Genomic DNA, 20,247 nt, shown 5'->3' with positions numbered 1-20,247 from the left:
CTGGCGACCCGTAAAGGGCGCGGCTTGCAGGCCATTCGGCCAATAGCTGGCCGAATGGTCGCCAAATCCACAAACAAACGTAGGATTACGGAAATACCCACTTACAAACGCACCAAAGGTGCCCCTCGGTAACACCTTTGCACTATTGCAAAGCAGAAAAAGTGCAACCTTTGGTACAACCTTAGACCTCATCGACCCTATCGCGGCTGAAGCCGCTCCTACAGGCGCCAGCGTTGTCTGTAGAAGCGGCTTTAGCCGCGATAGGGTCAAAACCGCTTCCCAGCCTTGCCCAAAGCTGGCACCATCGCGCCTTTTTTCATCAAGGCTCTGGGGCTGGGCGAGACCTTCGCGGACATCGGCGCGACGTTGCGCTGCAGCGATGCGACAAACTGCCCCGGCATTGCCCCGAGCCCCCTGCGACCCTGTTGGCCGCCCTGATGCCGCTATGCTAGCTTGGCGCACGCCAGGAAGGCCGCCAACAGCTGGGAACGCACCCGAACACATGAGGACCGCACATGGCCCAGGCCACGCCCGCGCTGGAAATCCGCAATCTGCACAAACGCTACGGCGAGCAGGAAATTCTCAAGGGCATTTCGCTGACCGCACGTGACGGTGACGTGATCTCCATCCTGGGATCGTCCGGCTCCGGCAAGTCCACCTTGCTGCGCTGCATCAACCTGCTGGAAAACCCGCACCAGGGCGAAATCCTCGTCGCTGGCGAAGCCCTCAAGCTCAAGGCCGCCAGAAACGGCGACCTGATCGCTGCCGACAACCGCCAGATCAACCGCCTGCGCAGCGAAATCGGCTTCGTCTTCCAGAACTTCAACCTGTGGCCGCACATGTCGATCCTCGACAACATCATCGAGGCCCCGCGCCGCGTGCTCGGCCAGAGCAAGGCCGAAGCCATCGAAGCCGCCGAGGCGTTGCTGAACAAGGTCGGCATCTACGACAAACGCCACAGCTACCCCGCCCAGCTTTCCGGTGGCCAGCAGCAGCGTGCTGCCATCGCCCGCACCTTGGCCATGCGGCCTAAAGTGATCCTGTTCGACGAGCCAACCTCGGCGCTCGATCCGGAAATGGTCCAGGAAGTGCTAAACGTTATCCGCGCACTGGCCGAAGAAGGCCGTACCATGCTGCTGGTGACGCACGAGATGAACTTTGCCCGCCATGTGTCCAGTGAAGTGGTCTTCCTGCACCAGGGCCTGGTTGAAGAGCAGGGATCGCCGCAGCAGGTCTTCGAGAACCCGACCTCGGCGCGTTGCAAGCAATTCATGTCCAGCCACCGCTAACGGAGCAACACGAATGCAGACCTACAAGAAATTCCTCCTGGCAGCTGCCGCCACGCTGGTGATGTCGGCCAATGCCATGGCCGCAGAGAAACTGCGCATGGGTATCGAAGCCGCCTACCCACCGTTCAACAACAAGGATGCCAGCGGCCAAGTCGTCGGCTTCGACAAGGACATCGGTGACGCCCTGTGCGCCAAGATGAAGGTCGAATGCGAAGTCGTCACCTCTGACTGGGACGGCATCATCCCGGCCCTGAACGCGAAGAAATTCGACTTCCTGATCTCCTCGCTGTCGATCACCGACGAGCGCAAGCAGGCCGTTGATTTCACCGATCCGTACTACTCGAACAAGCAGCAGTTCATCGCGCCGAAGAACGTCGACTTCAAGACCGACGATAAATCCCTCGAGGGCAAGACCATCGGCACCCAGCGCGCCACCCAGGCTGCGACCTGGCTGGACGATCACGGCGGCATGGACGGCAAATTCAAGGTCAACCTGTACGACGGCCAGGAAAACGCCTACCTGGACCTGACCTCCGGCCGCCTCGACGCCATCCTCGCCGACAAATACGCCAACTACGACTGGCTGAAGTCCGAGGCCGGCAAGAACTACGAGTTCAAAGGTGAGCCGGTCAACGACAGCGACAAGGTCGGCATCGCCGTTCGCAAGGGCGACGATGAGCTACGCAACAAGCTCAATGCCGCTCTGAAGGAAATTGTCGCCGACGGCACCTACAAGAAGATCAACGACAAGTACTTCCCGTTCAGCATCTATTGATTCGCCCCGACCGGTACGCCCTTGCGGCGTGCCGGTCCCTAGAACGACCCTGCCCATGAATATCGACCTGCACGGATTCGGTCCGGCCCTGGCGGCTGGCACCCTGATGACCGTAAAACTGGCGCTCTGCGCCTTGCTGCTGGGGCTGGTCCTGGGCCTGCTCGGCGCCTTGGCCAAGACTTCCTCGATCAAGCCACTGCAATGGCTTGGCGGCTTCTACTCGACCCTGGTTCGCGGCGTGCCCGAACTGCTGTGGGTGCTGCTCATCTATTTCGGCACCGTCGGGCTGATGAACAGCCTCGGCGCAGCCTTCAACATGCCTGGCCTGGAACTCAGTGCCTTCGCTGCCGGCGTGATTGCCCTTGGCTTGTGCTTTGGTGCCTATGCCACCGAAGTATTCCGTGGCGCCATCCTGGCTATCCCCAAAGGCCACCGTGAGGCCGGCCTGGCGCTGGGCCTGTCGAAGGCGCGCATCCTGTCGCGGATCATCCTGCCGCAGATGTGGCGCATCGCCCTGCCCGGCCTTGGCAACCTGTTCATGATCCTGATGAAGGACACCGCGCTGGTCTCGGTGATCGGCCTGGAAGAAATCATGCGCCACGCGCAGATCGGCGTGACCGTGACCAAGGAGCCATTCACCTTCTATATGGTCGCCGCCTGCATCTACCTGAGCCTGACCATCGTTGCCATGACCGGCATGCACTTCATGGAAAAACGCGCCGCTCGCGGCTTTGCGAGGGCCGAATAATGAATTGGGAAGTGATCATCAAGTGGCTGCCACGCCTGGCCCAGGGTGCCACCCTGACCTTGGAGCTGGTAGCCATCGCGGTCGTCGCCGGGTTGATCCTGGCCATCCCGCTGGGTATCGCCCGCTCCTCGCGGCACTGGTACGTGCGCGCCCTGCCCTACGGCTACATCTTCTTCTTCCGCGGCACGCCGCTGCTGGTGCAGCTGTTTCTGGTCTACTACGGCCTGGCGCAGTTCGACCTGGTGCGTTCGAGCAGCCTGTGGCCGTACCTGCGCGATCCGTTCTGGTGCACCGTGCTGACCATGACCCTGCACACCGCCGCCTACATCGCCGAGATCCTGCGCGGTGCGCTGCAGGCCATCCCCAAGGGTGAGATCGAGGCCGCCCGGGCGCTGGGCATGTCGCGTGGCAAGACGCTGTTCTACATCATGCTGCCACGTGCGGCGCGCATCGGCTTGCCGGCCTACAGCAACGAAGTGATCCTGATGCTCAAGGCCAGCGCCCTGGCCAGTACCGTGACCCTGCTGGAACTGACCGGCATGGCGCGAACCATCATTGCCCGGACCTACCTGCCGGTGGAGATCTTCTTCGCTGCGGGCGTGTTCTACCTGGTGATCTCGTTCGTGCTGGTGCAAGGCTTCAAGCTGCTGGAGCGCTGGTTGCGCGTGGATGCCTCCCAGGGCCGTTGAGACCGCACTGACTTCATCGCCGGCAAGCCGGCTCCCACAGGTACAGCACAGTGTTTGAATCTGTGGTGTACCTGTGGGAGCCGGCTTGCCGGCGATAGGGCCCTCCAACTCACCCAATACCTGAACCCATGCCCCCTTTCCTCCACAGCCACCACCTAAGCGACCGCTTCCAGGCCCTCGATCAGTTCCTGACCGAGCACCAACACCTGTGGAAACCCCGCCCCTTCACCGCCCTGCGCCTTGACTGGGAAACCCAATACCCCGAGCTCGCCGCCCACCTGCGCCAATGCCCCCTGGCCGACGCCGAAGCAGCCCTCAACCCGCAAGACCTCCCTGCGCCCTTCCCGCAACTGGCCCAGCAAGCCCAGCAGCTATCGGCCGTGGGCGACCTGCCCGACATCGGCCTACCGCCTGCCGGGCACCGCCTCGACGTCAACGTCCCAGGCCGCAAATGGCAGCAGATCGAAGCCTTCAGCCGTCGCCTGAGCTTTGGCCAGCAAACCCACCACTGGCTGGACTGGTGCTCGGGCAAAGGCCACCTCGGCCGTCGCCTGCTGCAGCCCGGCCAGCAATTGACCTGCCTGGAATACGACGCCGAACTGGTCAGCGCCGGCCAGGCCCTGAGTGACCATCACCACCTGCCGGCCACCCACGTGCACCAGGACGTCTTAGCCGCCGACAGCGCCCGCCACCTGGGCCGCGACAAGAGCGTGGTGGCCCTGCACGCCTGCGGCGACCTCCACGTACACCTGCTGCGCACCGCCAGCCAGCAAGGCTGCCGCCATCTGGCCGTGGCCCCGTGCTGCTATAACCGCATCCAGAGCGAGCACTACCAGCCGTTATCCACAGCCGCGCAGCGCTCACCCCTGCAGCTGTCGCTGCTCGACCTTGGCCTGCCGCTGAGCGAAACCGTCACCGCCGGCGGCCGGGTTCGCCACCAGCGCGACTGCTCGATGGCCCGACGCCTGGGCTTCGACTTGCTGCAGCGCCAGCAGCGCCAGTGCGATGAATACCTGCCCACCCCTTCCTTGCCCACTGCCTGGCTGCACAAGCCGTTCGAACAGTACTGCCGCGACCTGGCCGAGCTGCGCGGGCTTGAACTGACCTCTACCCCAGACTGGGCAGCCATTGAAGCTGCTGGTTGGCAGCGCCTGGCCGAAGTGCGCAACCTCGAACGGTTGCGCAACCTGTTTCGCCGGCCGCTGGAATTGTGGCTGGTGCTGGATCGCGCCCTGTTCCTCGAAGAACAGGGCTACAGCGTTCGCGTTGGCACGTTCTGCGACTATCCACTGACGCCGCGCAACCTCCTTTTGCTTGCCGAACGCGACCGTTAGCCGCAGGACAACCTGTGGATAAGTCTGTGAACAAGCTTTTGATGACTGCATCAAGCCGAGCGCTATTTAAAGCCGCTCGGTTATTCCCTCAGGTGCTTCAAGCCCAGTAAAAACAGGCGTTTGCGCAAAGACCAGCGGTGTTGCCCGTCGGCATGCCTTTCGCGCAAGCAGGTCATGCCTCTTGTGCATAAGCTTTTCTTGTGCATGGACGCAGGGCCTCAATGCAGGCGGTTCTTGGCCATCTCGATATCGTTCATCAAGGCCTTGGCCAACGCACTGAGATAGTCGGCTGCTCCCAGCAACTTGTGGTCATCTTCCATATCGCCTTCGCGGACCAGGTGCTTGATGTAGCCCAGCAGTATCGAAACCTGCTCGTAGGCATCGTCCAAGGGAATGCCTGGTTGTACGCGCAGCAGGTCGATGGGCGGGTTGCCGACCTCAAGGAAGGTTTCAACGCCCGCTGTCAGGAGGGCTGTGGGTTTGCCGTTCATGGTTCTACTCCCCTTCCTTGTCAGCGTTTATCCGCACTAGCGCATGCTCGGCCAGTACCCGTGCCGAATCGGTCGCGTGCGCAGCGTTGCCGAGGATGTTCAGACCGGGTTCGCCGGCGTGGAGGTGGCAGTACTCGTCGAGGGTGTCTGCGACACCGCCTAGCAGCTCGCAGGCGTAAACCAGGGCGTCGGGTGGGGTGATGTCGCTGTGGATGGAAAAGAAGGGGGAGTTGAGGATTTTATGGCGGGGTGGATCGGGGACGATCTTCTTCATGGCAGTAGCTCCAATTAGAACTGCCACAGTGACCTTTCTCACGGATCAAGGCGGCAGCCAGTACACGGGGTGAGAAAACCGAGGGAGCTACAAAGCTCGGCCAGACCGAAGTCTGCCCGTGTACGGCTGCCATAACAGCAAGCTCAGTAACTCCATAGCGGGTTCTCACACCCGGTCACCAGGAATTGGCGACCCCGGAACCGTATCCCTGGGCCACTCCCCCGCCAACAGTGAAACTTCGCTAGCGTGCGTAGGATAATTCGCTTTGTGATCTTTCCTGAAGCATTTGGTTTCAGGTTCAGAATCGCCTTACAGGCTGATGGCCCTATCGCCGGCAAGCCGGCTCCCACAGGTACAACACAAGCCTTGAGAGCGGTGCAATACCTGTGGGAGCCGGCTTGCCGGCGATGAGGCCAGAACAGCCACCCCAGCACAAAAGCGTTACACCCGCGCCCACATCACCGGTGTATCATCCGCAACCCAAATCATCAGAAAGCTACGTCGCACGCTGCCCCCAGCCTCGCGACCGTCTGGCGTTGCGCCAGAACCGACAATGGCCCACCGGACTAACCCATCGTGACCCACGCCAAACCCCTGATCCTCCTGGCCTGCACCCTGGCCCTGGGCGCCTGCGCCAGCGGCCCCACCAAGCCCCACGGCAGCAACCTGGACTGGAACACCCCCGGCATGCAGCTGGGCGGCGACAACGGCCTGCCCCTGCGCGCCGTCGAAAGCCCTTGCCGCAAGCGCGGCTGCGACAACGACAAGCTGTTTTTCAACCCCGCCAAGACCGAGCCGAACGTCAATACCATCCACCGCGGCTGGTAGGAAAATTCCCCTTTCAGACCGGTGACTTAGCTCATTTGCGCACAATCGAAAGGAAGTGGTTTACAGGCGCCAACCGATCGCTATAATGACGCCCCATTGCCGGTATAGCTCAGATGGTAGAGCAACTGACTTGTAATCAGTAGGTCCCGGGTTCGATTCCTGGTGCCGGCACCATTCAAGGTTCCATAGAAAGCTTTCAAAATCTCTGGAACCCCCGAAAAACCCGCCTTCTGGCGGTTTTTTTTGTTTTGGCGTTCCGTCGGATTCCGAGGGTAGCCAGCGATAATAAGGGTAGTTTTAAGGATAGAGGTCCGTTTCGATATCGGAGACTACCCTTATGGCCCGCACAACTGCCCCGCTCACAGACACCGCCTGTCGCACAGCAAAGCCCAGAGAGCGCGAATACAAGCTCTTCGACGGCGACGGTCTTTACCTGCTTGTGCAACCCAACGGCCGCAAAGGCTGGCGGCTCAGGTACGTGAAACCCGATGGCCGAGAAGGCCTGACCGCCCTCGGCAGCTATCCGGTGGTCGGGCTGGGCGACGCACGCCGCAAGCGCTTCGAGATCAAGCAGCAGCTCGCCAACGGCATAGATCCTATCCAGTACAAACAACAAACCAAGACTCAGGCCGTGATCAACGGCCGGACCTTCGAAAGCGTTGCGCTCGACTGGCACGCGAGCATGGTGCCCAAGTGGGCGCCTGGCCACGCCAAGACAGTGCTCAGCCGATTGAAAACTCACGTATTCCCTTTGATCGGTGCCAGAGCAATCGTTGAGTTGGACACCCACGACCTCATGCAGCCACTGGAAGCCGTGACGAAGCGCGGCACCATCGACGTGGCGCTCAGGATCAAGAACTACCTGCAAAGCATCATGCGCGAAGCCAAACGGCTGCGACTGATCACGGCGAACCCGGCTCACGATCTCGATGGCTCGATCAAGACACCACGGGTAACTCACCGACCTGCACTACCCCTATCGCGGCTCCCAGAGCTATTGGCATGCATCGAGGACTACAGAGGTCGCCCGCTCACGCGCCTCACGGTGATGCTGTCCTTGCATGTATTCGTACGCTCCAGTGAACTGCGCTTCGCCCGTTGGAATGAGTTCGACCTCAAGCGCGGAATCTGGGAGATCCCCGACACCCGCCCGGCACTAGACGGCGTGCCGTTTTCCACAAGGGGTACGAAGATGGCCGGGGACATTCACGTTGTACCCTTATCGCCGCAGGCAGTGGCCTTGCTTAAGCAGATCCACGCGATCACCGGCAAGTTCGAGCTGGTGTTCGCGGGGGATGCCAAACCGTGGAAACCGATGTCCGAGAACACGGTGAATGCAGCGCTCAGGACGATGGGCTACGACACCAAGGTGGATATCTGCGGCCACGGGTTCCGAGCCATGGCGTGCAGTGCGCTGGTCGAGTCCGGGCTGTGGTCGGAGACGGCTATCGAGCGGCAGATGAGCCACAAGGAACGCAACAACGTGCGCGCCGCCTATACCCACAAGGCCGAGTTCCTCGAAGAGCGCCGGATGATCATGACCTGGTGGAGCCGGTTTCTGGAGGAAAACCGCGAGGACCATGTGACGCCGCATGAGTTTGCCAAGCAGACGGGCGAGAACGTCACGCGCCTGCGCAGTGCCAAGAGGACCGAGTAACCCGCCGCACCACCACCTCAAACTCGCTATGAAGTTACCCACAGCACCCCATGAAGCTCCTCCGCGCGGGTCCATTCAAACGGGGCTGCAAAGCCGCCCCGTTTGAATGGACCATACCTAAGAAAAAAAGCTGGCACAGTGTAAGTCTGTGGAAAACCACAGATGTCCACCGGGGGATAGTTTTATCCACAGGCGCTAAATCCCTGAAATCGCTTTGCTTGACGAACATTGTCCACAGGCGTAGACCGGGAGTTGCAATCGCTGTCGATGACAGCACCCCAGGTGATCCGAACCTTAAAGGTCACGCCGCTCTGGCGGTGGTTCTCCCCAAGGGCGATTCGCATCCGGCAGCTCGCCCGGTCACTACCCATGTGATGGATGCTCTTACACATATGACGCTCGTGCGCCAGATACACCGTACCTCGCTGCCCAGCAGCAACCTATCCGCTTGGCCGACTACTGCGCCAACCTGTGCCCGTCTCTTTCTCTGGAAAGAGACGGGCACTTCTAGCACTGCTGCAGCCCCGATCGCACATGGCTTTGCGGCATTCCCCCTCGTGACAATCGGCGTGACAAACGCCGATGTCACCAGCAACAGCCATGTAGATGATGGTGCCGCAGACCAAGGAATGGACTGCACCTGACTGACAGTCAGGCATGCCCCGGTCATCGCATTGCTGCTTGCACATGGCTCAGGATCTTCAGGCTCTGGTCTCGTCAGCCAGTGCTGCCTCCACCCGCCCACCGGTAACGGTGCTCAGGAGGCCAGATCATGAGATGTCCTTGCTCCCGGACGTAAGGAGCCGCCAGTCCCGCGTAGAGCACATTCCCCACAGGTCGCAGGGGCCTTGATCCCTGATAACACTCAGCATTCTTGGCGGGATGACGTGGGGCGAGGATCGGAGAACGGTAGATGAGGTGACTGATATGGCATTGGTGGGTAGACGCAATGGTCGTAATTTCGGCTACGGCAGGCAATTGAGTTACGCAGGACCTCAGGCGCTGAAAGACATGTTCTGCGGCGGTCATTACGGCACGGTCAAGGCACACTGTGATCGGTGGCAGGCATTCGTGAAGTGGTGCCGCTCCGAACAGGGACCCGGTATCAATGACTCGCGACAAATCGATCGAAAGGTGCTGGCCGCCTATGCGGCGTATCTGCGTGGTGCGGTTGAGCGCGGTGACCTCGCCATCAGCACCGCACAAAACCGGCTATCCAGCGTTAACAGGACCATGGCAGCGCTTCGCGGTGATCAGTACGTGAAATTGCCCAACCCGAGCAAGGCGTTGGGTATGCAGCGCAGCGGGGTTCGTCACTCGGTGCCGCAGGGACAAGATCGCGAACAGGTTAAACAGATCGTCGATGCGCTTTGCCGGCATCATCAGCTACGAGCCGCTGCGATTGTTCTGTTGGCGCGAGCCACCGGTATGCGCTTGCGTGAGGCCATCTTGGCTGACTTGCCACGGCTAAGCCGTGAGGCTAACAACCTAGGCAAGATCAATATTCAGGATGGCACCAAAGGCGGCCGCGCCGGTGCCTCGGCGCCACGTTGGATAACCGTGGACGATCATATTCGTGGTGCACTTGAGTTTGCACGGCAGATTTCGCCTGCGGGTAGCCGTAACCTGATTGCGCCACATGAAAGCTACCTGAATGTTCTGCAAGAAATCATCCGCCCTGCACGGGGCATCCTGCAGGCACACAACCTCAAAGGCTTCCATGAGCTACGAGCGGCGTACGCGTGTGAGCGCTATGAGCAAGTCACCCAACACCGCGCGCCTATCAACGGTGGCCTACGTCGCGAGATAGATAAGACCCTTGATCGTGAGGCTCGTAGACAAATCAGCTACGAGCTGGGGCACGGGCGGATCGACGTGGTCGCGGCCTACATAGGTGGCCGGACATGAGTAAGCCATTCGATATGGAGTTGTTTTTAGCTGGCGTTCTGACCGGGTCGCACGCGACGCGGCAACGCCATATACGCCAGGCGAAAATCATCCAGGCTGCAATTGCAGATCGCTGGCAGCAAGACACACCTTGGGCTTGGCAAAGAAAAAATTTGGCATGGTTTATCGAACATCGCATGCGTCAACACAGCGACGCTACGCGATATTACTACTTGCTGACTGTCCGGCTGCTTGCTCGACGTTTAGGAACGTCATGGATTTTCAATCTCTGAAGCAGCGGATTAGTCAAGAGAGGAATACCCGTTAACCATCGGTAGACGTGGTGATGGCGTTGAGCTATTGTCGCTACAGCTTCGGTGTATTCTATGTATTACTGCTCTTATACCTAACCTCCCAGTTATATCATAGGGAAATCCATGACTGATTGTAAGCAGCAAGGTGATGACTTGAGCAAGGTAATAGAGCAAAAGATAAAAAACCAGTTTGAGGTAATCAAACGGATAGATGTCTACATTGGCACTACCAACACCAAATGTACGATTATCATGTCTTACTGCGCTGCAGTAATTGCGCTGATATTTGCTCTGCTTGGTAAGCTGGTAGTGGCAAATACAACCCCGATTATCGTATGCATTTGCTTGTTTGGTTGTTTTAGCTTGATTGCCGCTATTACCTGCATGCTAATGGCGTGTTTTACTATATTCCCCGTGACATTTAGTAGCCCTGATAAAAACAGAGGGGAGTCACTAATTTTTTATGGCGATATCGCAGGCACTAAAAACGGTTCTACTGGTTACGCTAAACGAATCATTGAAGTCACTGACGAAGACTATCTGAATGACTTGAGTGGCCAAGTATTTACTTTGGCGAAAATTGTCGATCGAAAATTTTGGCTCATTCAAAAATTATCTGTTGTCCTGTGTGTTCATTTTGCGTGCATCTCCGTATTTCTTGTGGCTTTTATTATTAAGTCATTTTCGTAGAGGGATCTGTGTTGAAGAGAAGTATTTCAAGAGAGTCTTTTGCCCGAATGTTGGATTCGGAAATAAAGAAGAGCAATAAAAAGAAGTCTTTCGCAATGGATGCTGCGCTGGGTCGCGCATCCATGGAAAGCTTGAATGAACATATTGAAAAGTCACTTGCCACATCAGATGCTTTTGATCAAGAATCAATTCAGCAGGATATTCGCACTTCATTTAAAAGGGACGGAGTTAACCAAAGTAAAATTGGAACTCACCCTGATTTTGTACACCTCGCGGAAACTGATGACCAAGAGAATCATTACATTTGCTCACTTTTTCTGGACATAAAAAACTCAACAAGGCTTACTTTTATATATGAACTTCATGAAGTCGTAGCTATCAAGAATACGATTTTAAAAGCTGCAGCTGAAACCGTGAGGGCCATGGACGGGCATGTTCATCGGTTTATGGGAGACGCCTTGCTAGCCTTTTTTGGAGGTAAAGCACAGGATAAAGACGACAGCATAATTAACGCTATTAACTGCGTTTCGGTTCTTGAGTCCTTGATGACGGGAACCATCATTCCTGTCCTTGAGCAAAAATATGTTCAGAATCCCAAGGCAGATTATTTGGGTTTTCGCATTGGTTTGGACTACGGCTCTCACGATGACGTGTTGTGGGCGTCTTACGGATTTAGAGGCGTTTACGAAGTAACTCCAACATCTTTCTTTGTGGATGTTGCAGCCAAACTTCAAGGTATCGCGGGTAAGAATAAGTCGATGCTTGGTCGAAGTATCATGGAAGAAATCGATCTCCCTGAGGATTACACAAGAATCAGAACTCGCACGCAAAAAAATAAAGACGGCGAGATAGAAACTATCTCTCTGCCGAATCTCCCTAAGTCATATACGGATGGAGAAGGACGGGTTCACACATACAAGGTGAGAGAGCTAAATCATGCTAAATATAGGGATTTGCTTCCATTTGCAACTGAACTAAAAGAATCGCATCCAAACTCGATGGTGGTGTCATGCCCTGGCATATCATTTAAGTGCTTCATTGTAGAAGGCAATACTTTGGTTGAGTATCCGTCGGTTTCAAGAATGCTTGACAAAAACCTCAGCCTTAAATTCAAAGTTACATTTGACAAGTCGGTCCACGCCAACCAAGACTTCCCTCTTGAACTGAAATTGACGAAGCGAAATTATGGTACAGAAGCTCAACTGAAAGGGCAGCGAGGGACTTTCCCCATTACAAAAACTTCAGTCATTAAAGACAACAACTATTTAACAAGTTTCTTTAGGGCTGACCCTCAAATCCATACGGATTCAACAGCGTATCGCGGGCTGCACACCATGGAAGCTGTGGTAACTGATGTCAAGGGAGATGTTATATTTAAAGACATTATTGGAGTATATATCAGATAGCTTTTGAGCGGCCTTTCCGAGTAATTTTGTTATTGGTTTTTGCTTGGTGTACGAGCTCAATCCAGGGCCGTTTTTGATCGACATTTACCTACGCCAAGCTCAGCGTGGGGCACGCCTGATGCCCCCGCAACCGTCCGGCGATTAACGAAGGGTTCGCAGTCATCTATCGACCATATGTTCAAAATCCGTTTTGTGCCGCCATCTCAATCATCAGGCGACTGCCAAAGGATAGTTTTAGGGATAGACTGAAAAATAATTCAGAAAAAATACATACAAATCATGTATTAAACCCACGCTTCGACTCCTGGTGCCGCACCATACGCAGTACCAAAAAAGGCTCACCGAAAGGTGGGCCTTTTTTGTTTTCAGTGTCCCGTCCTGAATCAGGCAGCTTTCGGCCCTAACGTCCCCCAGACTAAACAGGCCAGTGCCGATGTGCGCGGCACCGGTCCACAAGCACTGGCCGCGCTCCCCACAGGGCAAATTTGATTGGTGACCCGCCAGCCGCCAATAGAGTTTTCCTACGCAACTGCCGGAAATCGGTAACTTGTCCTCAATGAATCAAGGACTGCAGGATTCACAGCTTCAAGCTTGGGCCTATCATGAAGTGCGAGAACCTTGCAAATCCTACTACCCCCAAATAAGCTCTCACGCAATATACCCGCCATGCCTATGGTTGCTTCGGCAGCTAAGCACAAATTGTGCGGGTTTTTTATGCCCGGCAGCTTCGCATGAAGCCCTTCGACAAACCGGCCATTGATATGCAGGCCATGGGATTCCCCTTAAGCTGGAAAGAGGACCCATTCTGGCAATTGCTCGACTGATTCGATGGATCCTTGGTTCTCATGCTTCACGCAACTCAAACCACTCGAACAGTTGCCCCAGGTACTGCCAAGTGCTCTCTGCGTCAGCCGGCTGCGACGCATAACCTAGTCCGCCATCAAGCATCCGCCCCGCCCGCGCCAACTGCACCACAAACCTGCGCACCCCCACCCCCGCCAAGCGCTCACCCAATCGCTGCACCTGCTGCAGATCGAACAGCCCCCAATGCACCGTAGTACGGCACTCGTACTCCACCCCACTGGCCAGCAGCAACTCCAGGCTCGTCCAATTGGCCCGCCCACTGCCGCGCACGCCGGTGATCAGCTGGCAATCCTCTTCCAGCGCCTTGACGTCCAGGCCCACCCAATCGCAATACGGCAGCACCCGGCTCAACGAACGGGGGCGGATACCTGCGGTGTGAAGGCCGACCTTGAAGCCTCGCTCGCGGACCGCCTGCATGGCTGCAGGGAGTGCGGGTTGCAGCGTGGCTTCGCCGCCGCTGAATACCACGGCCTGCAACAGGCCCTGGCGGCGTTCGAGCAGGTCGGTCACGTCTTGCCAGGGTACGCCGGGCTCGGTGCCACGGTGGGTGAGCTCGGGGTTGTGGCAGTAGCGACAGCGCCAGGCGCAGCCTTGGCAGAACACCACGCAGGCGAGGTGGTCGGGGTAGTCGAGGGTGGTCAGGGGTTGCAGGCCGCCGATACGCAGGGCGCTGGCTTGGGATTTGGGGTTGGGGGTTGGCATGGGCGCTCCTGGGCAGGGAGGGAGAGCTGTGTTGCCTGGGCTGGCCTCATCGCCGGCAAGCCGGCTCCCGCAGGGAAATCACAGGCCTTGAATTCAGCGCTGTACCTGTGGGAGCTGGCTTGCCAGCGATGAGGCCAATTCAGGCAACGCAGAAACCGGCCATTAGCGCTGCTCGCGGAAATGTCGGCGCTCTTGGTGCTCGGACTGTTTGCCTGGGTTGAACGCGGCTACGGGGCGGTGATAGCCCATCACCCGCGTCCATACTTCGCAACGCTGGCGTTTTTCTTCAGGCAGTGGCTGGTTTGCATTCATGCTCATGCTCCTTTTGTGCGCTCAACAGCGCTTCATCACAACGCGGGCAAAACGCGTGTTCCCCCGCCAGGTAACCGTGCACCGGGCAGATCGAGAAGGTCGGTGTCACGGTCAGGTACGGCAAACGGAAGCGGCTCAGCGCACTGCGGACCAACTGCTTGCAGGCCTGGATCGATGAAATGCGTTCGGCCATGTACAGATGCAGCACGGTGCCGCCGGTGTATTTGCACTGCAGGGCGTCCTGCAGCTCCAGCGCTTCGAACGGGTCGTCGGTAAAACCCACCGGCAACTGCGAGGAGTTGGTGTAGTACGGCGCCTCGGGCGTGCCGGCCTGGAGCATGCCGGGGAAGCGTTTGCGGTCTTCGCGGGCGAAGCGGTAGGTGGTGCCTTCGGCTGGGGTGGCTTCGAGGTTGTAGAGGTGACCGCTGCGTTCCTGGAAGGTCACCAGGCGGGCGCGTACATGGTCGAGCACGGCCAGGGCGAAGGCCCTGCCTGCCTCGCTGTGCAAGCCTTCGCGGTCGCCGGTGTAGTTGCGCAGCATCTCGTGCAGGCCGTTCACGCCAATGGTCGAGAAGTGATTGCGCAGGGTCCCGAGGTAACGCCGGGTATAGGGGAACAGGCCGTTGTCCATGTAGCGCTGGATCACTTCGCGCTTGCGCTCCAGGCTTTCGAAGGCCAGTTCCAGCAGCGTGTCCAGGCGCGCGTACAAACCCACCGGGTCGCCGGGATACAGGTAGCCAAGGCGCGCGCAGTTGAGCGTGACCACGCCCAGCGAACCGGTCTGCTCGGCGGAGCCGAACAGGCCGTTGCCGCGCTTGAGCAGCTCACGCACATCCAGCTGCAGGCGGCAGCACATCGAGCGCACCTGGTTGGGCTGCATGTCGGAATTGAGGAAGTTCTGGAAGTACGGCAGGCCGTAGCGGGCCGTCATTTCGAACAGGCGCTGGGCGTTGTCGCTGTCCCAGGGGAAATCGTGGGTGATGTTGTAGGTCGGGATCGGGAAGGTGAACACCCGGCCCTTGGCGTCGCCGGCCATCATCACATCGATGTAGGCGCGGTTGAGCAGGTCCATTTCCCGTTGCAGCTCACCATAGGCAAAGGGCATATCCTCGCCGCCGATGACCGGAATCTGCTCGCGCAGGTCCTCGGGGCAGACCCAGTCGAAGGTCAGGTTGGTGAAGGGGGTCTGGCTGCCCCAGCGCGACGGCACGTTGAGGTTGTAGATGAACTCCTGCAACGCCTGGCGTACCTGCGGGTAATCGAGCTGGTCCTTGCGCACGAAGGGCGCGAGGTAAGTGTCGAACGAGCTGAACGCCTGGGCCCCCGCCCATTCGTTCTGCAGCGTACCGAGGAAGTTGACCATTTGCCCGAGGGCGCTGGTGAGGTGCTTGGGTGGCCCTGCCTCGACTCGGCCGTGCACACCATTGAAACCCTCGTGCAACAGAGTGCGCAGTGACCAGCCGGCGCAGTAACCGGCGAGCATGTCGAGGTCGTGCAGGTGGAGATCACCCTCACGGTGCGCTTCGCCAATGTCGGCGCGGTAGATCTCGTCGAGCCAGTAGTTGGCGGTGACCTTGCCGGACACGTTGAGCACCAAGCCGCCCAGCGAATAGCCCTGGTTGGCGTTGGCCTGCACGCGCCAATCCTGGCGCGACAGGTATTCGTTCATGGCCCCCGCCACGTCGATCGATCGTCCTCCGTGCGAACGGTCTTGCTCCCTCTCCATCTGGCCTCCAAGACACATCATCTAGTAGTAATTTGAGCTTTAACTACTATATGTTGTGCCGCCAACGGCAAACTGACCCATATCAAGGGTTTTAGCCACTACTGGCACCCGCCTCTGAACGACAGGGCGCAGCCTGAGCCCGTTGCAGCAAAGCTTGATTTCGATCAAGCCTGGCGGGGGTAGCGGGCATAGTCTGGAGGCACAAGGCGACTGCTGGAGGCCTGCCATGGCCAAGAAATTTCCCCTCAACCCCAGTCACCCCGAGCGCATTTGCTGGGGTTGCGACCTGTACTGCCCGGCCAAGGCGCTGGCCTGCGGCAACGGCGCGGACCGAACCATGCACCCGGTGGAGTTGTTTGGAGAGGATTGGGACAGCCTGGGTGAGCATCTGCAGGGTGAAACGGTTGGGACGACTACCAAAACCCCGAACACTCATTTGTGAATCTTTCGTATTTGCAGATGATTTTTTGTTACGATAGCCGGCATACCCTCCACGACCTCCCTGCCGGTGTTTTACCCGATGAGCACGACCTTGCCGGTCGTTGTCGATGACGACCACATTAAACCCCAATGCCAGGATGCTCCTGCCGAAGTACAGCGCTTTGCAGGCTTCACCCTGGAGCAGTCCACCCGCCAACTCACCCGTCCCGACGGCGTGTCGCTGACCCTGCCCCGCTCCGACTACCAAGTGCTGTGCGAACTGCTGGCGGCCAGCAACCGTGTGGTATCACGCGATCGATTGACGCGCAGCGCGTTCGGCCGCGAACACCTCCCCGACGACCGCTCGGTGGACATGTGCATCAGTCGCCTGCGCCAGCAACTGCGCCGTGCACCCGGCGCAGACGTGCAGATACTCACCCTGCGCAACGAAGGCTACCTGCTGAGCATCGGCTGCGCCGAGGTCGGATAGGGCTGCTTTGCAGCCCATCGCCGGCAAGCCGGCTCCCACAGGGACAGCGCAAGTCTTGAAGCCTGTGGTGAACCTGTGGGAGCCGGCTTGCCGGCGATGAGGCCAGCAGCAGCACCGCAGCCGTAATAGTGTTTTACCGATTCGCCTGGTTTTCCGACGGTCCAGTTTGCCTATCCTTGACCCGGTCATCCTGTCTGCGATGGACCCATGAAACACTCTCTACCCAGCCGCTACGCCTGCCTGGCCCTCTGCCTGCTCTTCACCTTCGCCAGCCTGCCGCTACTCGCCCAGCACGCCTGGCTCTGGCCACTCACCGTGGTCACCGCTCTGCTCAGCCTGGTCGGCCTCAACGACCTGCGCCAGAGCCACCACGCCGTGCGGCGCAACTACCCGATCCTGGGCAACATCCGCTACCTGATCGAAACCATTCGCCCGGAAATCCGCCAGTACCTGATCGAAGGCGACGACGACAAGCTGCCCTTCTCCCGCTCGCAGCGCTCGTTGGTCTACGCCCGGGCCAAGAACGAGAGCGCCGAGAAAGCCTTCGGCACGCTCAACGATGCCTACAAACCCGGCTTCGAGTTCATCAGCCATTCGATGCTGCCAGTGGCAATCCCAGACCCGGCGTCGTTCCGCATCGCCATCGGCGGGCCGAAGTGCCGCCAGCCCTACTCGGCGTCGATCTTCAATATCTCGGCCATGAGCTTCGGCGCCCTGAGCGCCAACGCCATCGCCGCACTCAACCAGGGCGCGCGCCTGGGCCGTTTCGCTCACGACACCGGGGAAGGCAGCATCAGCCCTTACCACCGCGAACATGGCGGCGACCTGATCTGGGAAATCGGCAGTGGTTACTTCGGCTGCCGTACCGATGACGGGCGTTTCGACGCGCGACGCTTCGCCGCCCAGGCCAGCGACCCGCAGGTGAAGATGATCGAGATCAAGCTCAGCCAAGGCGCCAAGCCGGGCCACGGCGGCATCCTGCCGGGGCACAAGGTGAGCGAGGAAATCGCCACCACACGCGGCGTGCGTGTGGGTGAGGACTGCATCTCGCCCGCCGCGCACAGCGCATTTCGCACGCCGGTGGAGCTGCTGCATTTCGTCGCCAGCCTGCGCGAGCTGTCCGGTGGCAAGCCGGTGGGTTTCAAGTTCTGCCTGGGCCATCCGTGGGAATTCATGGGCATCGCCAAGGCCATGCTGGCCACCGGTATCACCCCGGACTTCATCGTCGTCGATGGCAAGGAAGGCGGTACGGGCGCGGCGCCGCGCGAGTTCAGCGACAACATGGGCGTGCCCATGCGTGAAGGCCTGATGTTCGTGCACAACACCCTGGTGGGCTTGAACCTGCGTTCGAGCATCCGCATCGGCGCGGCGGGCAAGATCGTCAGTGCCTTCGATATCGCCAGCGCGCTGGCCCTCGGTGCCGACTGGGTGAATTCGGCGCGCGGTTTCATGTTCGCCATCGGTTGCATCCAGTCGCAGAGCTGCCACACCAACAAGTGCCCGACCGGCGTGGCGACCCAGGACCCGTTGCGCCAGCGCGCGCTGGTGGTGCCGGACAAGGCCCAGCGGGTTGCCAGCTTCCACCGCAATACCCTGCATGCCTTGGCCGAGATGCTGGCTGCAGCCGGCCTGGAGCATCCGTCGGAGCTCAAGCCCAAGCACTTGGCGCGGCGCATCAGTACCGGGCAGATCAGCCTGTTTTCGGACTTGCACCAGTTCCTCAAGCCTGGCGAATTGCTCAGCGGCTCGATCCAGAGCGAGTTCTATGCGCGGATGTGGCGGATGGCGCGCAGTGACAGCTTTGCGCCGGAGACGGGGGATGGGATGGCGGCGAAGGTCGTTCGCCAAGAGGAAGTGGAACCGGCTTAGGGCCTCATCGCCGGCAAGCCGGCTCCCACACGGGCGATGCTGGCCTGCTCTGTGTAGGAGCCGGCTTGCCGGCGATCGGGCTGCAAGGCAGCCCGCGAGGCCATCAGATCAGAAGATGCTGATCGGGTACTCGACGAATACACGGACTTCGTTGCCGTCGTCGTTGTAGCCGTTCTGCTGTACAGCGTTGTTGGTGCGAACGAACGAGCTGCGCAGCTTGATCGACAGGTCCTTGGCCGGGCCATCCTGCACCACGTAGCGGATCTGGTTGAAGATCTCGCGCTCTTTACCTTCGCCGAAGCCTTCTGGGTTGGCGGCGTTGCGGGTGTTGATGTTGTCACCCACCACGTAGGCCAGCTTGTAGGTCAGACCCGGGATGCCGTAGGCACCGAAGTCCAGGCCGTAGCCCAGCTGCCAGGAGCGCTCGTCCTCGGCGTTGAAGTCGGACCAGTAGGAGTTGGCCAGGTAGATGGTCGAGCCACCGTCACCCACGCCACCTTCGTTCTGGTACCAGCCGTAGTTGTAGCCGGTGCTGCCGGTGCTGCGCTGGTGCGCGAGGGTGAACGAGTGCGCGCCGTAGGCGTAGGTCGCGGCCAGGCTCCAGATGGTGTTGGAGTCGCCGTTGAGCTCGGCAGACTCGACGAACTTCTTGTCGATGTCCGACTTGTAGCCGTTGAAGTCCAGGGTCAGGGACTGGTCATTGGCGATCGGGAAGACGTAGTTCAAGCCCAGGTAGTGCTTCTTCATCACGTCTTCGTTGTCTGCGGTGTACAGCGAAGCGGTGAAGTTGTCGGTGAACTTGTAGCTACCGCCGAGGACGTTGATCGACTTCAGGCCGCCACCGTCACGACGCTCGGCGCTCTTGCGCGCCTCTTGAGTGAAGCGACCGGCGTTAAGCTCCAGGCCCTGAATTTCCTTGGAGGTCAGCAGGGTGCCGGTGAAGCTTTCCGGCAGCAGGCGCGCGTCGTCGTACTGCAGCACGGGCAGGGTCGGCATCTGGTCACCGTACTTGAGCACGGTGTTGGAGATGCGGAACTTCACGGCTGCACCGGCACGCGACAGGTCATGCGGGCTGCTGGCGTTGCCGTTGGCGTCCTTGGTGTTCTCCGGCTTGAAGAAGTCGATACCGGCGCCACCGTTGTGGCCTTTGCCGCCGTCCAGACGCACGGCGTACAGGCCGAATGCGTCGACGCCGACACCGACGGTGCCCTGGGTGAAGCCGGAAGAGAAGTTACCGATGAAGGCCTGGCCCCATTCCATCTGGTCATCGGTACCGTGCTTCTTGTCACGGTTGATGTAGGCGTTACGCAGGAGAACGTTTGCGTGACTGTCTTCGATGAAGCCTTTGCTCTCGGCCTGCTCGTTGGCCTGGGCCTGGGTCGCGGCGATCATCGCCATGGCGACCAGGCTGATCCTGGTTTTCAACATGTTGTTTTCCTTATTTCTTAATCAAAAACGCTCTGCAATATGACGCCAGGAACC

At 59.1% G+C, this 20,247-nt stretch carries 19 protein-coding genes, 1 tRNA gene and 1 pseudogene; 15 read left to right on the top strand and 6 right to left on the bottom strand.

Translation table 11 applies throughout. The features are described 5' to 3' along the window. Positions 1-515 precede the first annotated feature (515 nt). The 5 genes from ACIPZB_RS02135 (at position 516) to ACIPZB_RS02115 (ending at position 4,835) form a co-directional block, all read left to right on the top strand. Positions 516-1,289: an ABC transporter ATP-binding protein gene (locus ACIPZB_RS02135; RefSeq protein WP_008091479.1), complete on the top strand. Its 774-nt coding sequence runs from the start codon at positions 516-518 to the stop codon at positions 1,287-1,289. A gap of 13 nt (positions 1,290-1,302) precedes the next feature. Beyond that, on the top strand, positions 1,303-2,064 hold the full coding sequence (locus tag ACIPZB_RS02130) for an ABC transporter substrate-binding protein (protein ID WP_008091477.1): 762 nt from the start codon (positions 1,303-1,305) through the stop codon (positions 2,062-2,064). Between the two features lie 55 nt (positions 2,065-2,119). Next, positions 2,120-2,812: an ABC transporter permease gene (locus tag ACIPZB_RS02125; RefSeq protein WP_400638813.1), complete on the top strand. Its 693-nt coding sequence runs from the start codon at positions 2,120-2,122 to the stop codon at positions 2,810-2,812. Then, complete coding sequence (locus ACIPZB_RS02120; protein ID WP_400638812.1) at positions 2,812-3,501, top strand: ABC transporter permease; 690 nt, start codon at positions 2,812-2,814, stop codon at positions 3,499-3,501. The genes ACIPZB_RS02125 and ACIPZB_RS02120 overlap by 1 nt, the downstream gene beginning before the upstream one ends. A 128-nt stretch (positions 3,502-3,629) precedes the next feature. Next, entirely contained in the window at positions 3,630-4,835 is a 1,206-nt protein-coding gene (locus tag ACIPZB_RS02115) for a methyltransferase (RefSeq protein ID WP_400638811.1), read from the top strand. A 218-nt stretch (positions 4,836-5,053) separates the two neighbouring features. Here ACIPZB_RS02115 and ACIPZB_RS02110 read toward each other — a convergent pair whose 3' ends face one another. Both ACIPZB_RS02110 and ACIPZB_RS02105 read right to left on the bottom strand, forming a co-directional pair. Further along, entirely contained in the window at positions 5,054-5,326 is a 273-nt protein-coding gene (locus ACIPZB_RS02110; protein WP_400638810.1) for a DUF3077 domain-containing protein, read from the bottom strand. A 4-nt stretch (positions 5,327-5,330) separates the two neighbouring features. Beyond that, on the bottom strand, positions 5,331-5,600 hold the full coding sequence (locus ACIPZB_RS02105) for a hypothetical protein (protein WP_400638809.1): 270 nt from the start codon (positions 5,598-5,600) through the stop codon (positions 5,331-5,333). 576 nt (positions 5,601-6,176) lie between these two features. On the opposite strand from ACIPZB_RS02105, the gene ACIPZB_RS02100 reads away from it, so the two are divergent. The 7 genes from ACIPZB_RS02100 (at position 6,177) to ACIPZB_RS02070 (ending at position 12,382) form a co-directional block, all read left to right on the top strand. Beyond that, complete coding sequence (locus tag ACIPZB_RS02100; protein ID WP_400638808.1) at positions 6,177-6,428, top strand: hypothetical protein; 252 nt, start codon at positions 6,177-6,179, stop codon at positions 6,426-6,428. 98 nt (positions 6,429-6,526) lie between these two features. Beyond that, positions 6,527-6,602: transfer RNA gene (locus ACIPZB_RS02095), tRNA-Thr, on the top strand. A 163-nt stretch (positions 6,603-6,765) separates the two neighbouring features. Next, positions 6,766-8,085: a tyrosine-type recombinase/integrase gene (locus tag ACIPZB_RS02090; protein ID WP_400638807.1), complete on the top strand. Its 1,320-nt coding sequence runs from the start codon at positions 6,766-6,768 to the stop codon at positions 8,083-8,085. A gap of 927 nt (positions 8,086-9,012) precedes the next feature. Then, a complete protein-coding gene (locus tag ACIPZB_RS02085) occupies positions 9,013-9,993 on the top strand; it encodes an integrase domain-containing protein (RefSeq protein WP_173881352.1) in 981 nt (326 codons plus the stop codon). Further along, the gene (locus ACIPZB_RS02080) at positions 9,990-10,265 is read left to right on the top strand and encodes a hypothetical protein (RefSeq protein ID WP_173879240.1); all 276 of its coding nucleotides are present in this window, start codon (positions 9,990-9,992) and stop codon (positions 10,263-10,265) included. The genes ACIPZB_RS02085 and ACIPZB_RS02080 overlap by 4 nt, the downstream gene beginning before the upstream one ends. 144 nt (positions 10,266-10,409) lie before the next feature. Beyond that, positions 10,410-10,976 carry a Pycsar system effector family protein gene (locus ACIPZB_RS02075; protein WP_173879237.1) on the top strand — a complete coding sequence of 189 codons (567 nt, stop codon included), beginning with the start codon at positions 10,410-10,412 and terminating at the stop codon, positions 10,974-10,976. Positions 10,977-10,987: 11 nt separating this feature from the next. Beyond that, the gene (locus ACIPZB_RS02070; RefSeq protein ID WP_400638806.1) at positions 10,988-12,382 is read left to right on the top strand and encodes a hypothetical protein; all 1,395 of its coding nucleotides are present in this window, start codon (positions 10,988-10,990) and stop codon (positions 12,380-12,382) included. A gap of 843 nt (positions 12,383-13,225) precedes the next feature. Here ACIPZB_RS02070 and ACIPZB_RS02065 read toward each other — a convergent pair. The 3 genes from ACIPZB_RS02065 to ACIPZB_RS02055 form a co-directional block, all read right to left on the bottom strand. After that, positions 13,226-13,948, bottom strand: a complete 723-nt coding sequence (locus ACIPZB_RS02065; RefSeq protein WP_400638805.1) for an anaerobic ribonucleoside-triphosphate reductase activating protein — start codon at positions 13,946-13,948, stop codon at positions 13,226-13,228. A gap of 162 nt (positions 13,949-14,110) precedes the next feature. Continuing rightward, complete coding sequence (gene nrdD / locus ACIPZB_RS02060; RefSeq protein WP_008091449.1) at positions 14,111-14,260, bottom strand: anaerobic ribonucleoside-triphosphate reductase; 150 nt, start codon at positions 14,258-14,260, stop codon at positions 14,111-14,113. Continuing rightward, on the bottom strand, positions 14,235-15,986 hold the full coding sequence (locus ACIPZB_RS02055; protein WP_400638804.1) for a ribonucleoside triphosphate reductase: 1,752 nt from the start codon (positions 15,984-15,986) through the stop codon (positions 14,235-14,237). Before ACIPZB_RS02055 ends, nrdD begins: the two co-directional genes overlap by 26 nt. A gap of 226 nt (positions 15,987-16,212) precedes the next feature. Between ACIPZB_RS02055 and ACIPZB_RS02050 the strand changes: the two genes are divergently transcribed. The 3 genes and pseudogenes from ACIPZB_RS02050 to ACIPZB_RS02040 all read left to right on the top strand — a co-directional run bounded on the left by ACIPZB_RS02050 (position 16,213) and on the right by ACIPZB_RS02040 (position 18,765). Further along, entirely contained in the window at positions 16,213-16,428 is a 216-nt protein-coding gene (locus ACIPZB_RS02050; protein WP_400638803.1) for a DUF3079 domain-containing protein, read from the top strand. A gap of 153 nt (positions 16,429-16,581) precedes the next feature. Then, positions 16,582-16,896 (top strand): annotated as a pseudogene (locus ACIPZB_RS02045) (winged helix-turn-helix domain-containing protein); the annotation flags it as partial. A gap of 207 nt (positions 16,897-17,103) precedes the next feature. Next, complete coding sequence (locus ACIPZB_RS02040) at positions 17,104-18,765, top strand: FMN-binding glutamate synthase family protein (RefSeq protein ID WP_400638802.1); 1,662 nt, start codon at positions 17,104-17,106, stop codon at positions 18,763-18,765. A gap of 108 nt (positions 18,766-18,873) precedes the next feature. Here the strand turns inward: ACIPZB_RS02040 and ACIPZB_RS02035 are convergent, their stop codons facing one another. Beyond that, positions 18,874-20,193 (bottom strand): OprD family porin, encoded by a 1,320-nt coding sequence (locus tag ACIPZB_RS02035; RefSeq protein WP_400638801.1) that lies wholly within the window; start codon positions 20,191-20,193, stop codon positions 18,874-18,876. Positions 20,194-20,247 lie beyond the last annotated feature (54 nt).

The organism is Pseudomonas sp. NPDC089396 (assembly GCF_044749545.1).
Lineage (GTDB): Bacteria > Pseudomonadota > Gammaproteobacteria > Pseudomonadales > Pseudomonadaceae > Aquipseudomonas.
Note: the sequence above shows the minus strand (reverse complement) of the source record. Positions and strands in the feature narration are given on the sequence as shown.